Here is a 15,005-nt window from a genome sequence, read left to right as displayed (position 1 = left end):
CGATGAAGCTGAACGAAACGCAAAGAGGTTGGCTCGGATGATCGACAAAGTGCGCGCCTTTATCCACAGGCATCAACTGCTTTCAGAAGGAGCGGCCGTCATCGTTGGCGTCTCCGGAGGCCCGGATTCGCTTGCGTTGCTGCACGTTTTTTTGTCGCTGCGCGACGAATGGAAGCTTCAGGTCATAGCGGCCCATGTTGACCATATGTTTCGTGGGCGGGAGTCAGAAGAAGAGATGGAGTTTGTGAAACGTTTTTGCGTGGAGCGCCGTATTTTATGTGAGACTGCGCAAATCGACGTCCCGGCCTTTCAGCGCAGCGCAGGTCTCGGCGCCCAAGAGGCGGCGCGGATCTGCCGCTACCGCTTTTTTGCCGAACTAATGGAAAAGCATCAAGCGGGGTACGTCGCCGTAGGCCATCATGGCGACGATCAAGTCGAGACGATTTTAATGCGGCTTGTGCGCGGCAGCACAAGCAAAGGATACGCTGGTATCCCCGTCAAACGGCCGTTTCACGGCGGCTATCTCATCCGTCCGTTTTTGGCTGTCAGCCGGGCGGAGATTGAAGCGTATTGCCGGCAGATGGAGCTGTCTCCACGCCGCGATCCGAGCAATGAAAAAGACGATTATACGCGCAACCGGTTCCGCCATCATATTGTCCCGTTGCTGCGGCAGGAAAATCCGCGCCTGCACGAGCGGTTTCAGCAATACAGCGAAATGATGGCGGAAGATGAGCAATTTTTGGAGGAATTAGCCGCGGACGCGCTGAATAAAGTAATGGAAAAACAACATCGCGATGCGGCGCTTTCCATCGGACCATTTTTGGCGCTGCCGCGACCGCTGCAGCGCCGGGTGCTGCAGCTGTTGCTTCTCCGTCTTTATGACGGCGTTCCGCCGACATTGACTTCCGTACATATCGGCCATATACTGATGCTTTGTGAGCGCGGCCGCCCTTCCGGAATGATCGATTTGCCAAAAGGGCTCAAAGTGATTCGCTCGTACGACCGCTGTTTGTTTACGTTTGACGCAGAAAGCGGCGAGAAAGGCTATTGGTTTGAACTGCCGGTTCCGGCGCTATTGCCCCTCCCAAACGGCTATGCAATCATCAGTGAATTTGGGGAACACTATCCAAGAAAGCAGGCCGGGAATGATTGGTTCGTCGTGGATCCTGCTTCCGTCTCCTTGCCGCTTCGCGTGCGGACGCGTCGGCGCGGCGACCGGATGGTGCTCAAGGGGACGGGAGGCACAAAAAAATTGAAAGAAATTTTCATTGAAGCAAAAATTCCGCGGATGGAAAGGGATCGCTGGCCGATTGTCGAAGATGCCGACGGTCGCATCCTTTGGGTGCCTGGCTTGAAAAAATCGGCTTTCGAAGCGCAAAACCTTGGGCAAGCTCGCTATATTTTGCTGCAATATCAGGCGATGAACAGCTAGGAGGAAAAAAGATGGGGATGAAAGACGATATTCAAAAAGTGTTGATCACGGAAGAGGAAATTCAGGCAAAAGTCAAAGAACTCGGCGGTTTGTTAACGAAAGAATATGAAGGCCGTTTTCCGCTCGCTGTCGGCGTTCTCAAAGGGGCGATGCCGTTTATGGCCGACTTGCTCAAACATATTGATACATATTTAGAAATGGATTTTATGGACGTATCAAGCTATGGCAATGCGACCGTTTCATCCGGCGAAGTGAAAATCGTCAAAGACTTGAACACATCCGTCGAAGGACGGGATATTTTGATCATTGAGGATATTATTGACAGCGGGCTGACGCTCAGCTATTTGGTCGACTTGTTTCGCTACCGGAAGGCGAATTCGATCAAAATCGTCACGCTTCTTGACAAGCCGTCTGGACGGAAGGCGGACATTCAAGCCGATTACACCGGATTTACCGTCCCCGATGAATTCGTCGTCGGCTATGGGCTCGATTACGCGGAAAAATACCGCAACCTCCCGTTTATCGGCGTCTTAAAGCCGGAAGTGTACCAAAAGTAGAACGGTTGCTGGGCGACGGCCGAATTGTTTGTATTGAAACAAATTTCTATGATAGTATTGAGTATAGTGTGTTTCATATGGGAGGAGGCAAGAAATGAACCGGATTTTCCGCAATACCATCTTTTATTTGCTGATTTTCCTCGTCGTGATCGGCGTCGTCAGCTTTTTTAACGGCACGAACCAGCGAACGGAGCCGATGACGTACGATGCGTTCATCACTCATCTGGAAAACGGGGATGTCAAGTCGTTTTCCATTAAGCCGGAGCGCGGCGTATATGAAATCAAAGGCCAGTTGAAAACATATAGCGAAGGGCAGTACTTTTCCACCTACGTCATGAACAGTGACAAAGTGCTTGACCGCATCGATGCGGCGGCGGCGCGGACGCGGGTGGAAGTCGTGCCAGCGGACGAAACGAGCGGATGGGTGACGTTTTTCACTTCCATCATCCCATTTGTGATTATTTTTATTTTGTTCTTCTTCCTTTTGAACCAGGCACAGGGCGGCGGCAGCCGGGTGATGAATTTCGGCAAAAGCCGGGCGCGGCTGTATACGGATGACAAGCGGAAAGTCCGCTTCCGCGATGTGGCTGGGGCAGATGAGGAAAAGGAAGAGTTGGTGGAAATCGTCGAGTTTTTAAAAGATCCGCGCAAGTTTGCGGAACTTGGCGCCCGCATTCCGAAAGGGGTATTGCTCGTTGGGCCGCCCGGAACCGGGAAAACGCTGTTGGCGCGCGCGGTTGCCGGAGAAGCGGGCGTGCCGTTTTTCTCGATCAGCGGGTCGGATTTCGTGGAAATGTTCGTCGGGGTCGGGGCATCGCGGGTGCGCGACTTGTTTGAAACGGCGAAAAAAAATGCCCCGTGCATCATCTTCATTGATGAGATCGACGCCGTCGGCCGCCAGCGCGGCGCCGGCCTTGGCGGCGGCCATGACGAGCGTGAGCAGACGCTCAACCAACTGCTTGTCGAAATGGACGGCTTTAACGGCAACGAAGGGATCATTATTATCGCGGCCACCAACCGGCCGGACATTTTAGACCCGGCGCTGTTGCGCCCGGGGCGCTTCGACCGGCAGATTACCGTCGACCGCCCGGACGTCAAAGGGCGCGAAGCGGTGCTGCGCGTGCATGCCCGCAACAAGCCGCTCGATGAATCGGTTGACTTGAAGACGATCGCGATGCGGACGCCTGGATTTTCCGGCGCCGACTTGGAAAACTTGCTGAATGAGGCGGCGCTCGTTGCAGCGCGCCGCAACAAAAAGAAAATTGATATGAGCGACATCGACGAGGCGACGGACCGGGTGATTGCCGGACCGGCGAAAAAAAGCCGCGTCATTTCGGAAAAAGAACGGCGCATCGTCGCGTTTCACGAAGCTGGGCATACGGTCATCGGCATGGTGCTCGCCGATGCGGAAATGGTGCATAAAGTGACGATTGTGCCGCGCGGCCAAGCCGGAGGCTATGCGGTCATGCTGCCGAAAGAAGACCGCTACTTTATGACGAAAGCCGAACTGATGGATAAAATCACCGGACTGCTCGGCGGGCGCGTTGCCGAGGAAATCGTGTTCAATGAAGTGAGTACAGGGGCCCACAACGATTTTCAACGGGCGACAAACATCGCGCGCCGGATGGTGACGGAGTTTGGCATGAGCGAAAAGCTTGGTCCGCTTCAATTCGGCCAACCGAGCGGGCAAGTGTTTTTAGGACGTGACTTACACAACGAGCAAAACTACAGCGACAAAATCGCCTATGAAATTGACTTAGAGATTCAGCGCATCATTAAAGAGTGCTATGAAAAAGCGAAACAAATTTTGACCCAACATCGGGACAAATTGGATTTGATCGCCAACACGCTGTTAGAAGTCGAGACGCTCGATGCGGAGCAAATTAAACATTTGTTCGAACATGGCACGCTGCCCAAAGACCGGAACGGGCGCGAGGAGTCCGGCAAAAGCGACGGCGATGTGAAAATCAACATCCAAAAGAAAGAGGAGTAATCGATGTCTCTGTTCGGAGGCATCTTTTTTTTGCCGGCGGCCCAGGGAAAGAAGGACAGTTTTTTTCCCGTAAGTATGATATGATAAAGAATGGGAATTTATCGAGGAAAAGCGAGGAATGAAGCGATGATTTTTGTATTGGACGTCGGCAATACAAACACGGTGTTAGGGGTGTATGACGGGGACGAACTGAAACATCATTGGCGCATTGAAACAAGCCGCTCGAAAACGGAAGACGAATACGGCATGATGATCAAAGCGCTCTTGAACCATGTCGGCTTGCAGTTTTCCGACATTCGAGGCATCATCATTTCCTCGGTCGTGCCGCCGATTATGTTTGCTCTTGAACGCATGTGTCTAAAATATTTCCATATCAAACCGCTCATCGTCGGTCCGGGTATTAAAACCGGGCTCGACATCAAATATGACAATCCGCGTGAGGTGGGCGCCGACCGGATTGTCAACGCGGTCGCCGGCATCCATTTGTACGGCAGTCCGCTGATTATCGTCGATTTTGGCACGGCGACGACGTATTGTTATATTAATGAACATAAACAATATATGGGAGGGGCCATTGCCCCGGGAATTATGATCTCGACAGAGGCTCTGTTTGCGCGGGCGGCGAAATTGCCGCGCATTGAAATCGCCCGCCCGGATGATATCATCGGCAAAAATACGGTCAGCGCCATGCAAGCCGGTATTTTATACGGTTATGTCGGACAAGTGGAAGGCATCGTGTCGCGAATGAAGGCGAAAAGCAAAATCCCGCCGAAGGTGATTGCTACTGGCGGTTTGGCTCCGCTCATTGCCAGCGAATCGGACATCATCGATGTCGTTGATCCGTTTTTGACGCTGACTGGCTTAAAATTGTTGTACGAGAAAAACACCGAGAAAAAAGGATGAAAGGCTTGATGAAGATGGGAGACTACTTAGTCAAAGCACTCGCTTACAATGGACAAGTGAGAGCGTATGCCGCAAGAACGACGGAAACTGTCGCCGAGGCGCAACGCCGCCACCAAACATGGCCGACCGCCTCAGCGGCTCTCGGCCGGGCGTTGACCGCCGGTGTTATGATGGGAGCGATGCTGAAAGGCGAGGAAACGTTGACGATTAAAATTGACGGCGGCGGCCCGATCGGCGTCATTTTAGTCGACAGCAACGCCAGAGGGGAAGTGCGTGGCTATGTAACGAATCCGCATGTGCATTTTGAACTGAACGAGCACGGGAAACTTGATGTGGCACGGGCGGTTGGCAAAAATGGGATGTTGACGGTTGTGAAGGATCTTGGGCTGCGCGACTTTTTCACCGGACAAGTGCCGCTTATCTCCGGGGAGCTTGGCGATGATTTTACGTATTATTTTGCTTCGTCCGAACAAATTCCGTCATCGGTTGGCGTCGGGGTGCTCGTCAATCCCGACCATACCATCCGAGCCGCCGGAGGATTTATGATCCAGTTGATGCCCGGGACGGAGGAGAACACGATCACTCGCATTGAAGAGCGGCTGAAACAAATTCCGCCCGTGTCGCGCATGATCGAAAGAGGGCTCAGCCCGGAACAGCTGCTCGAACAACTGTTGGGAGATGGAGGCGTCCGTGTGCTCGAGACGATGCCGGTGTCATTCGTCTGCCGCTGTTCGCGCGAGCGGATCGCTGATGCCCTTATCAGCCTAGGGCCCGAGGAAATCCAAGACATCATCGACAAAGAAGGGCAGGCGGAAGCTTCGTGCCATTTTTGCAATGAAACGTACCATTTCGACAAAGCGGAGCTGGAACAGTTGAAACAACTCGCAAAAAAAGAATGAAAACAGTAAAATGATTGACAATTACGCCAATAGTTGATACATTGGAGACAAAGTCGATAAAATTAATGGGGATTAGAGGTGGAACAATGGCACGCACAGTCAACTCGATAACCGAATTGATCGGCGATACGCCGGCCGTGAAACTGAACCGCATCGTTGATGAAGACAGCGCGGATGTGTATTTGAAACTGGAATTTATGAACCCGGGCAGCAGCGTCAAAGACCGGATTGCGTTGGCGATGATTGAAGCGGCGGAAAAAGCGGGCAAGCTGAAGCCGGGCGACACGATCGTTGAGCCGACAAGCGGCAACACTGGGATCGGATTGGCGATGGTCGCGGCGGCGAAAGGATATAAGGCGGTATTAGTCATGCCGGATACGATGAGCTTGGAGCGCCGCAACCTGCTGCGGGCGTATGGAGCCGAGCTTGTGCTCACACCGGGTGCACAAGGGATGCGCGGAGCAATCGCAAAGGCGGAAGAGCTCGTCCGCGAGCACGGCTACTTTATGCCACAGCAATTTAAAAACGAGGCGAACCCGGAAATCCATCGCTTGACGACCGGGAAAGAGATCGTGGAGCAAATGGGCGACCAGCTTGATGCGTTTGTTGCCGGCGTTGGCACGGGCGGAACGATCACCGGAGCAGGCAAAGTGTTGCGCGAAGCTTACCCAAACATTAAAATTTACGCCGTTGAACCGGCCGATTCCCCAGTCTTGTCGGGAGGAAAACCGGGCCCGCACAAAATCCAAGGGATCGGCGCTGGCTTTGTTCCAGATATTTTGGATACGAGCATTTACGATGGGGTTATTACGGTAACGACGGAAGAAGCGTTTGCGGCGGCCCGCCGCGCGGCTCGCGAGGAAGGCATTCTCGGCGGCATTTCGTCCGGCGCTGCGATTCATGCGGCATTGAAAGTGGCGAAAGAGCTCGGCAAAGGGAAAAAAGTGCTCGCCATCATCCCGAGCAACGGCGAACGTTATTTGAGCACGCCTCTTTACCAATTTGAAGACTAAGCAGACTTTTTCGGCAGGGGCAACCCTGTCGAATTTTTTTTACGAGGATGGTGACCCAGACGGACAATCATTGTACAATAAAAGTAACTATGGACATCGTAAGGAGCTGACGAGGATGGAACAGCGGCGCAGGCGACTGAAACGAACTATCGATTATCGCGGACGGGATTGGTTCCGCCAGTACGAACAGCTGGCCTATAGCCGGCCTCATCATGTGTTGCTTGAGAGCGGCCAAGGGGGAAGGTACAGCATGATCGGCCTTGACCCGATCGGAGTGATCCGCGCTGACGAGCGGCGGCTCATCATCAAGCAGCGCGGGGTTGAAACGGTGCTGGATGGCTCGCCGCTCGAAGGGCTCCGGCAATGGCTTCGGTGTTTCGCCGTGCCGGATGAGGGGGAGTCGTTGCCTTGCCAAGGCGGGCTGATCGGTTTCATTAGCTATGATGCGGTTCGCTATCTGGAACGGCTCCCGGTGCTCGCGCAAGATGATTTGCGGCTGCCGCTCATGTATTTTTTCCTCTTTGACGACGTAGCGATTTATGATCACCAAACTGAACAGCTTCATTTGCTTGCCTACGCGAATGAAGGGGAGGAAAGCGAAGCAAACCGGCGGCTTGCGCGGCAAGCACGGATGTGGCTCGAGGATCGGAATGAAGCGCTGGTCTGGCCGCTTGCTGCCTCGACAGCTGCGCCGTCTGTTTCCATGACAAAAGAGAGGTTTATGGATGCGGTTCGCCGCGTGCAACGCTATATTGCGGCGGGCGATGTGTTTCAAGTCAACTTATCGGTGCGTCAGTCGCAGCCGCTGGTGACGCATCCATTTGCCGTCTACAAGCAGTTGCGGATGCTGAACCCGTCCCCTTACATGGCGTATTTGCATACCCCGGAATTTCAAGTCGTCAGCGGCTCGCCGGAGTTGCTCGTCCGCAAGCGGGGATGGCGTCTTGAGACGCGGCCGATTGCCGGCACACGTTCGCGCGGTCGGACGGCGGCAGAGGATGAACAAATTGCTCGCAAGTTGCTTGCGAGTGAAAAGGAGCGGGCCGAGCACGCCATGCTCGTTGATCTTGAACGGAATGACCTTGGGCGCGTCTGTGCATACGGGACGGTTCGAGTTGACGAATGGATGACCGTCGAAAAGTATTCTCATGTGATGCATATCGTTTCTCACGTATCTGGCACCATGACGACGGAGCACGATGCGTTTTCCGTCATTCGCGCCATGTTTCCCGGCGGGACGATCACCGGCGCTCCGAAAGTGCGAACAATGGAGATTATTGAAGAGTTGGAACCGGTCCGCCGCGGCTTGTACACGGGCTCGATCGGTTGGATCGATTTTCAAGGAAACATGGAGCTAAACATCGCCATTCGAACGATGGTCGTCAAAGACGGATTGGCGCATGTACAGGCAGGAGCGGGCATCGTCATCGATTCCAACCCAGAGCATGAGTACAAGGAATGTTTAAAGAAAGCGGCTGCCCTTTGGAAAGCGAAAGAGCTGAGCGAAGCAGAGGCATTATTTCCGAGCATGAGGTGAGAATGATGATCGTCATGATTGATAACTACGATTCATTTACGTACAATTTGGTGCAATATTTGGGCGTGTTGGGAGAAGAGCTGATTGTCAAACGGAATGATGAAATTACGGTGGCTGAAATCGAACGACTCCGCCCTGATTTTATTATGATTTCCCCCGGTCCATGCACACCGAATGAGGCAGGGGTCAGCCTGGAAGTCATCGATCGCTTTGCCGGCCAAATTCCGATTTTCGGCGTCTGCCTCGGACATCAAGCCATCGCCCAGGCGTTCGGCGGCCGCGTTGTCCGCGCTCCAAGGCTGATGCACGGGAAAACATCGTCCGTCTACCATGATGGGGAGACGATTTTCCGCGGCGTGCCGAACCCGTTTACGGCAACGCGCTACCATTCCCTTATCGTCGAGAAAGAGACGCTTCCGGACTGTTTCGTCGTGTCGGCTTGGACGGAAGAGGGTGAAGTGATGGCGATTCGCCATAAAACGCTGCCGGTGGAAGGCGTGCAGTTTCACCCGGAATCGATTATGACAAGCCATGGGATGCAGCTGTTGAAAAACTTTATCAACACGTATAAAAAGGCGTGACAGTCATGTACGTGTATATCAACGGCGCGGTCGTTCCGCGCGAAGAAGCGCAGTTATCAGCGTTTGATCACGGCTTTTTATATGGGCTCGGCTTATTTGAAACATTCCGCACGTATAGCGGCCACCCTTTTTTGCTTGACGATCATTTGGCCCGATTGAACAAAGGGCTGTCTGAGCTTCACATCGAAAGGCAGTTCGGCCGCGCCGAAGTGGTGGCGATCATCGAGCAGTTGCTCGAGGCCAATGGCTTGCGCGACGCTTATGTGCGCTTCAATGTATCGGCCGGGGTCGGCGATCTCGGCTTGCCGATCGAACGTTACCGAAACCCGACCGTCATCGTCTATATGAAGCCGCTTCCGCCGTCCGTCCCTCCGGAAGGAAAAGAAGGGGTGGTGCTCGCGGCAAGGCGAAACAGCCCGGAAGGCAATGAGCGACTAAAGTCGCACCATTATTTAAACAATATGATTGGGAAATGGGAGCTCGGACATCGACCTCATGCGGAAGGAATTTTTTTGAATTCAGATGGTGCGGTAGCGGAGGGGATCGTTTCCAATATTTTTTGGGTGAAAGGCGGCATCGTCTACACGCCAGCGCCGGCTGTCGGCATATTAAACGGCATCACAAGACAATTCATCATTGCTTTGCTCAAGCAGTTGCGCATCCCAGTTGAAGAAGGGGTATATCCGCTGTCCCATTTGTTGCAGGCTGATGAAGCATTTATCACCAACTCTGTGCAGGAAATTGTACCCCTTTGCCGCATTGGCCATTGCGTTTACCAAGGAAAAAATGGTCCGGTGGTCCGGGCCTTGCAGCACCATTACCGACGCTTGACCCATCGGTTATGGACGAGGAACGAATTGGCGGAAAGGATGAACGACTGATGACAACATCGATGCGCCCTCTTCGGCTTCAATGCCGCGGGCATGAGCTTGACTTAAACAAAAAAACGTTGATCATGGGCATTGTCAACGTCACGCCCGATTCGTTTTCCGACGGCGGCCGGTTTTACGACGTGGAAAACGCGGTCAAGCACGCGAAGCGGCTCGTGGCGGAAGGAGCAGACATCATTGACATCGGCGGTGAATCAACTCGTCCGGGGGCGGATCCAGTGCCGCTTGATGAAGAATTGCGCCGCGTCATTCCGGCGGTAAAAGCGATTGCTAAGGCGGTGAGTGTACCGATCTCAATTGACACGTACAAAGCGGAAGTGGCGCGGCAAGCCATGGAAGCCGGGGCGCACATCATCAACGACGTTTGGGGAGCCAAGGCGGACCCTGATATGGCCGGTGTTGCCGCCACGTACGGCGCGCCGATCATTTTAATGCACAACCGCCGCGATATGGCCTATCGCGATTTGATTTCCGACATGATCGCCGATTTGAAAGAAAGCATTCGCATTGTCAAAGAGGCGGGTGTGAAAGATGAGAACATTATTTTAGATCCAGGGATCGGCTTCGCCAAGACGGTCGAGCATAACTTGGAGGTGATGCGGCGCCTTGATGAATTTGCCGCTCTCGGCTATCCGCTTTTGCTTGGCACGTCGCGCAAACGATTTATCGGCCATGTGCTCGGCGTGCCTGTCGAGGAGCGGGTCGAAGGAACAGGAGCGACCGTTTGTCTCGGCATCATGAAAGGGGTGCACATCGTCCGAGTCCATGATGTATTGCCGATTGCCCGCATGGCCAAAATGATGGATGCTATGCTTGGGAAGGGAGAGAGCGGTCATCGATAAAATTTATGTGCAAGGCATGGAGTTTTACGGCTACCACGGGGTGTTTCGCGAAGAAAACATCCTCGGCCAGCGATTTTTGGTCGATGTGACGTTGGAGCTCGACTTGCAGCCTGCCGGGCGGAGCGATTGTCTTGAGTATACCGTCAACTACGCCGATGTGTACGAGCGCTGCCGGGCGATCGTTGAGGAGCGGACGTTCGCCTTGATCGAGGCGGTCGCTGAAGCGATCGCCGCCGACTTGCTCGCTGCCTTTCCTGTTGTCGAGCGCTGCATTGTCAAAGTGACGAAGCCGAATCCGCCGATTCGCGGCCATTATCAACATGTCGCAGTCGAAATTGATAGGGGTCGTTAAATGGAAAACATCGCATATCTCGCTTTAGGCTCCAACCTCGGAGATCGTGTTTTCTATTTGCGTTCTGCCATTGAAGCGCTTCATCATCATCAGGAAATTTTGATCACATCGAGCTCATCGATTTATGAAACCGATCCGGTCGGCTATGTCAACCAAGGCAAGTTTTTAAACATGGTGATCGAGGTGGCGACGACGTTGTCGCCGTTTGCCTTGCTTGACGTGACCCAGCAAATTGAACGACGTCTTGGAAGAAAAAGGGAAATTCGCTGGGGACCACGGACGTTAGACCTTGACATTTTGCTGTATAATCATGAAAATATTGAAACAGAGCAGCTGACGATCCCGCATCCGCGCATGGCGGAGCGGGCGTTCGTGCTCATCCCGTTGTTTGAAGTCAACTCCCACGTGGCAATACCGAACCTTTCCGAGCCGTTAATCGACATCATTGGCCGACTACCTGACAAAAAAGGAGTTCATGTATGGAAGCGGAAAGATGGGGAAGACGTATTCGCGCTTTTCGAAAGTTGAAAGGATATACGCAAGAAAGACTGGCGAAAGAACTAGGCATTTCCGTATCGATCCTTGGTGAAATTGAACGGGGGAACCGGATGCCGTCCGATTCGCTCGTTGGACAAATCGCCGAACGGCTGAATATATCGGTGGAAGAACTGGCGCCGCCGAAACTCGAATCGAACAAGTAGAAAGGAGGCATCTGCGATGTTTCGCATTGGCGATGTCGAAATTAAAAACCGCGTCGTGCTCGCTCCGATGGCAGGCGTATGCAACTCCGCGTTCCGCCTGACCGTCAAAGAATTCGGCGCCGGGCTTGTATGCGCCGAGATGGTAAGCGACAAAGGAATCGTATACAACAACGAAAAGACGTTAAACATGTTATATATTGATGAACGGGAAAAGCCGATCAGCTTGCAAATTTTCGGCGGCGAGAAAGAAACGCTCGTCAAAGCGGCGAAATTTGTCGATAAAAATACGAATGCAGATATCATCGACATCAACATGGGTTGCCCAGTGCCGAAAATTACGAATTGCGACGCTGGAGCGAAATGGCTGCTTGACCCGAATAAAATCTATGATGTCGTTGCCGCGATCGTCGATGCCGTTGAAAAACCGGTCACGGTGAAAATGCGGATCGGTTGGGATGAAAAGCACATTTACGCCGTCGAAAACGCTCAAGCCGTTGAGCGCGCCGGCGGGAAGGCCGTCGCCGTCCACGGACGGACAAGGGTGCAAATGTATGAAGGAAAAGCGGACTGGAACATCATCAAGCAAGTGAAAGAAGCCGTCAACATCCCGGTTATCGGCAACGGAGATGTCAAAACGCCGCAAGATGCAAAGCGGATGCTTGAAGAAACAGGGGTCGACGGCGTCATGATCGGACGGGCGGCGCTTGGAAACCCTTGGATGATCTATCGCACTGTCCGTTATTTAGAAACTGGAGAGCTCATCCCGGAACCGACGCCGAGGGAAAAAATCGATGTCTGCCTGCTGCATTTAGACCGATTAATTGCCTTAAAAGGCGAGTATATCGCCGTCAAAGAAATGCGTAAACACGCTGCTTGGTATTTAAAAGGCATTCGCGGCGCAGCGAAAATCCGGAACGCCATCAATGAATGTGAAACGCGGGACGAACTGGCCGCACTGTTGCTTCGCGTGGCGGAGGAAGCGGAAGTCCAAGCAGCGGCGAACGCCGAAGCCGTTTAACGGATTTCCGAAAGAAGTCTCCCACCTCAAGGAACGCGAAGGGTGTAACCCAGTGAGTAGGTGGGAGATGAATGTCGGTTGGCGTTAGCCAACGAATAGGATAGAATATGGCTAGAACGGACACCTTCGGAACGAAGGGAAGCGTAAAGGGTTCTTGTGTGTGGCTTACCGTTCGGCGAACACGCACAAGTCGCTTGAAGCCTCCACCTCTAAGCGAAGCGTAGGTGTGGGTAGTTCACACAACGGAGATGACGTTCATGCAGCGGAGGACTGCCAGCGAGCGCTGGCAGTATTTTTCGTAAAAAATCGCTAAATGGAGTGAATGAGGTATGAGTCATGAAGAATTGAACGACCAACTGCGCGTCCGCAGGGAAAAGCTGAAAAAAATTGAGGAATTGGGTGTCGACCCGTTTGGCAAACGGTTCGAGCGCACTCATAAAGCGCAAGAACTGTTCGAACTGTACGGCGATTTGTCGAAAGAGGAACTTGAAGAAAAGCAAATTGAAGTCGCCGTCGCCGGCCGCATCATGACAAAGCGCGGCAAAGGAAAAGCCGGGTTCGCCCATATCCAGGATGTCACCGGGCAGATTCAAATTTACGTCCGTCAAGACGATGTTGGCGAACAGCAGTACGAACTGTTTAAAATCTCTGACCTTGGCGATATCGTCGGCGTGCGCGGCACAATGTTTAAAACAAAAGTTGGTGAACTTTCCATCAAAGTGTCGTCGTACGAATTTTTGACGAAAGCGTTGCGTCCGCTGCCGGAAAAATACCATGGTTTGAAAGACATAGAGCAACGCTATCGCCAGCGTTATCTCGATTTAATTATGAATCCGGAGAGCAAAAAGACGTTCATCACCCGCAGTTTCATCATCCAATCGATGCGGCGGTATCTCGACAGCCGTGGCTATTTGGAAGTTGAAACGCCGATGATGCACGCCGTTGCTGGCGGCGCTGCGGCGCGCCCGTTCATTACGCATCATAACGCATTGGATATGACCCTTTATATGCGAATCGCCATCGAGCTCCATTTAAAACGGCTCATCGTCGGTGGTTTGGAAAAAGTGTATGAAATCGGCCGCGTTTTCCGGAACGAAGGCATTTCCACCCGCCATAATCCGGAGTTTACGATGCTCGAATTGTACGAGGCGTACGCCGATTTCCGTGACATCATGGAACTAACGGAAAACTTGATCGCCCACATTGCCACTGAAGTGCTTGGAACGACGAAAATTCAATACGGCGAGCATGTCGTCGACTTAACGCCCGAGTGGCGGCGCCTCCATATGGTCGATGCGATCAAGGAATATGTCGGCGTCGACTTCTGGCGGCAGATGAGCGACGAAGAGGCGCGGGAGCTGGCGAAAGAACATGGAGTGGAAGTTGCTCCACATATGACGTTTGGCCATATTGTCAACGAATTTTTTGAACAAAAAGTCGAGTCTCACCTCATTCAGCCGACGTTCATTTATGGCCATCCGGTTGAAATTTCACCGTTGGCCAAGAAAAATCCGGACGACCCGCGTTTTACCGACCGATTTGAGCTGTTTATCGTCGGGCGCGAACATGCCAACGCCTTTACCGAATTGAATGATCCGATCGATCAGCGCCAACGCTTTGAGGCGCAGCTGAAAGAGCGTGAACAAGGAAACGATGAAGCACATGAAATGGACGAAGACTTCCTTGAAGCGCTCGAGTACGGCATGCCGCCAACAGGCGGGCTTGGCATCGGCGTCGACCGTCTGGTCATGCTGCTGACGAACTCGCCGTCGATCCGCGACGTGTTGCTTTTCCCGCAAATGCGTCATAAATAAATTTGATCGCTCCCTGCAAAGACAAGCAGCAGGGGGCTTTTCATTTATGTAAAAATAGTCGTCGTTGTTTTGTTGAAAAACAAACACAGGAAGTCGAGTTGACAAACCACTCCCAACGTGTTATATTATGATAGCACGTTGAAATGACAGCACTAATCAAAAACAAGGACCTATTGACAAATAAATAAATTTAATTATAATATGACTTGTCTGTTGATTGTCTAGTGATGATAGCGGAGGGGAAACACCCGTTCCCATCCCGAACACGGAAGTTAAGCCCTCCAGCGCCGATGGTAGTTGGGGCCAGCGCCCCTGCAAGAGTAGGTCGTCGCTAGGCAATCCCGTGGAGGATTAGCTCAGCTGGGAGAGCACTTGCCTTACAAGCAAGGGGTCGGCGGTTCGATCCCGTCATCCTCCACCATCACCTATTATGAGCCATTAGTTCAGTGACGAGTATTACATCTTTGAATCTA

General features: G+C 52.8%; 15 protein-coding genes, 1 tRNA gene and 1 rRNA gene. All 17 read left to right on the top strand.

Annotated features, from left to right (window positions below; all coding sequences use genetic code 11):
- Positions 1-37: 37 nt before the first annotated feature.
- The 17 genes from tilS to GZ1_RS08585 all read left to right on the top strand — a co-directional run bounded on the left by tilS (position 38) and on the right by GZ1_RS08585 (position 14,953).
- Positions 38-1,432 (top strand): tRNA lysidine(34) synthetase TilS, encoded by a 1,395-nt coding sequence (gene tilS / locus GZ1_RS08665; RefSeq protein WP_015373708.1) that lies wholly within the window; start codon positions 38-40, stop codon positions 1,430-1,432.
- Between the two features lie 11 nt (positions 1,433-1,443).
- Complete coding sequence (hpt, locus tag GZ1_RS08660) at positions 1,444-1,989, top strand: hypoxanthine phosphoribosyltransferase (protein WP_012820458.1); 546 nt, start codon at positions 1,444-1,446, stop codon at positions 1,987-1,989.
- A 94-nt stretch (positions 1,990-2,083) separates the two neighbouring features.
- Positions 2,084-3,982, top strand: a complete 1,899-nt coding sequence (gene ftsH, locus GZ1_RS08655) for an ATP-dependent zinc metalloprotease FtsH (protein ID WP_011229577.1) — start codon at positions 2,084-2,086, stop codon at positions 3,980-3,982.
- Between the two features lie 126 nt (positions 3,983-4,108).
- Complete coding sequence (locus GZ1_RS08650; protein WP_011229578.1) at positions 4,109-4,885, top strand: type III pantothenate kinase; 777 nt, start codon at positions 4,109-4,111, stop codon at positions 4,883-4,885.
- Positions 4,886-4,893: 8 nt separating this feature from the next.
- Entirely contained in the window at positions 4,894-5,784 is an 891-nt protein-coding gene (gene hslO / locus GZ1_RS08645) for an Hsp33 family molecular chaperone HslO (protein WP_015373710.1), read from the top strand.
- A gap of 86 nt (positions 5,785-5,870) precedes the next feature.
- Positions 5,871-6,797, top strand: a complete 927-nt coding sequence (gene cysK / locus GZ1_RS08640) for a cysteine synthase A (RefSeq protein ID WP_011229580.1) — start codon at positions 5,871-5,873, stop codon at positions 6,795-6,797.
- Between the two features lie 115 nt (positions 6,798-6,912).
- A complete protein-coding gene (pabB, locus tag GZ1_RS08635) occupies positions 6,913-8,334 on the top strand; it encodes an aminodeoxychorismate synthase component I (protein WP_015373711.1) in 1,422 nt (473 codons plus the stop codon).
- Between the two features lie 5 nt (positions 8,335-8,339).
- Entirely contained in the window at positions 8,340-8,915 is a 576-nt protein-coding gene (gene pabA, locus GZ1_RS08630; protein WP_015373712.1) for an aminodeoxychorismate/anthranilate synthase component II, read from the top strand.
- Positions 8,916-8,920: 5 nt separating this feature from the next.
- On the top strand, positions 8,921-9,796 hold the full coding sequence (gene pabC, locus GZ1_RS08625) for an aminodeoxychorismate lyase (RefSeq protein WP_060788330.1): 876 nt from the start codon (positions 8,921-8,923) through the stop codon (positions 9,794-9,796).
- On the top strand, positions 9,796-10,647 hold the full coding sequence (gene folP, locus GZ1_RS08620) for a dihydropteroate synthase (RefSeq protein WP_015373714.1): 852 nt from the start codon (positions 9,796-9,798) through the stop codon (positions 10,645-10,647). The genes pabC and folP overlap by 1 nt, the downstream gene beginning before the upstream one ends.
- Positions 10,619-10,999, top strand: coding sequence for a dihydroneopterin aldolase (gene folB / locus GZ1_RS08615; protein ID WP_013143971.1), 381 nt, complete (start codon positions 10,619-10,621; stop codon positions 10,997-10,999). Before folP ends, folB begins: the two co-directional genes overlap by 29 nt.
- Positions 11,000-11,527 carry a 2-amino-4-hydroxy-6-hydroxymethyldihydropteridine diphosphokinase gene (gene folK, locus GZ1_RS08610; protein WP_025950929.1) on the top strand — a complete coding sequence of 176 codons (528 nt, stop codon included), beginning with the start codon at positions 11,000-11,002 and terminating at the stop codon, positions 11,525-11,527.
- Positions 11,479-11,700: a helix-turn-helix domain-containing protein gene (locus tag GZ1_RS08605; protein ID WP_011229587.1), complete on the top strand. Its 222-nt coding sequence runs from the start codon at positions 11,479-11,481 to the stop codon at positions 11,698-11,700. The genes folK and GZ1_RS08605 overlap by 49 nt, the downstream gene beginning before the upstream one ends.
- A gap of 16 nt (positions 11,701-11,716) precedes the next feature.
- Positions 11,717-12,718 carry a tRNA dihydrouridine synthase DusB gene (gene dusB / locus GZ1_RS08600; RefSeq protein WP_011229588.1) on the top strand — a complete coding sequence of 334 codons (1,002 nt, stop codon included), beginning with the start codon at positions 11,717-11,719 and terminating at the stop codon, positions 12,716-12,718.
- A gap of 329 nt (positions 12,719-13,047) precedes the next feature.
- On the top strand, positions 13,048-14,532 hold the full coding sequence (lysS, locus tag GZ1_RS08595) for a lysine--tRNA ligase (protein ID WP_015373717.1): 1,485 nt from the start codon (positions 13,048-13,050) through the stop codon (positions 14,530-14,532).
- 220 nt (positions 14,533-14,752) lie between these two features.
- Positions 14,753-14,869, top strand: a 5S ribosomal RNA gene (rrf, locus tag GZ1_RS08590).
- Between the two features lie 8 nt (positions 14,870-14,877).
- Positions 14,878-14,953 (top strand) — tRNA-Val (locus GZ1_RS08585).
- Positions 14,954-15,005 lie beyond the last annotated feature (52 nt).

It is taken from the genome of Geobacillus zalihae NBRC 101842 (assembly GCF_001544135.1).
GTDB lineage: Bacteria > Bacillota > Bacilli > Bacillales > Anoxybacillaceae > Geobacillus > Geobacillus zalihae.
The sequence above is the reverse complement of the archived record's forward strand: the minus strand, read 5'-3'. Positions and strand labels throughout refer to the sequence as shown.

What these genes read in the sequence shown, in the direction of transcription:
- tilS (WP_015373708.1), top strand. Translation starts at nt 38, where the DNA reads ATGATCGACAAAGTGCGCGCCTTTATCCACAGGCATCAACTGCTTTCA.
- GZ1_RS08605 (WP_011229587.1), top strand. Translation starts at nt 11,479, where the DNA reads ATGGAAGCGGAAAGATGGGGAAGACGTATTCGCGCTTTTCGAAAGTTG.
- lysS (WP_015373717.1), top strand. Translation starts at nt 13,048, where the DNA reads ATGAGTCATGAAGAATTGAACGACCAACTGCGCGTCCGCAGGGAAAAG.
- GZ1_RS08650 (WP_011229578.1), top strand. Translation starts at nt 4,109, where the DNA reads ATGATTTTTGTATTGGACGTCGGCAATACAAACACGGTGTTAGGGGTG.
- ftsH (WP_011229577.1), top strand. Translation starts at nt 2,084, where the DNA reads ATGAACCGGATTTTCCGCAATACCATCTTTTATTTGCTGATTTTCCTC.
- folK (WP_025950929.1), top strand. Translation starts at nt 11,000, where the DNA reads ATGGAAAACATCGCATATCTCGCTTTAGGCTCCAACCTCGGAGATCGT.
- folP (WP_015373714.1), top strand. Translation starts at nt 9,796, where the DNA reads ATGACAACATCGATGCGCCCTCTTCGGCTTCAATGCCGCGGGCATGAG.
- cysK (WP_011229580.1), top strand. Translation starts at nt 5,871, where the DNA reads ATGGCACGCACAGTCAACTCGATAACCGAATTGATCGGCGATACGCCG.
- hpt (WP_012820458.1), top strand. Translation starts at nt 1,444, where the DNA reads ATGGGGATGAAAGACGATATTCAAAAAGTGTTGATCACGGAAGAGGAA.
- hslO (WP_015373710.1), top strand. Translation starts at nt 4,894, where the DNA reads ATGAAGATGGGAGACTACTTAGTCAAAGCACTCGCTTACAATGGACAA.
- dusB (WP_011229588.1), top strand. Translation starts at nt 11,717, where the DNA reads ATGTTTCGCATTGGCGATGTCGAAATTAAAAACCGCGTCGTGCTCGCT.
- pabB (WP_015373711.1), top strand. Translation starts at nt 6,913, where the DNA reads ATGGAACAGCGGCGCAGGCGACTGAAACGAACTATCGATTATCGCGGA.
- pabA (WP_015373712.1), top strand. Translation starts at nt 8,340, where the DNA reads ATGATCGTCATGATTGATAACTACGATTCATTTACGTACAATTTGGTG.
- pabC (WP_060788330.1), top strand. Translation starts at nt 8,921, where the DNA reads ATGTACGTGTATATCAACGGCGCGGTCGTTCCGCGCGAAGAAGCGCAG.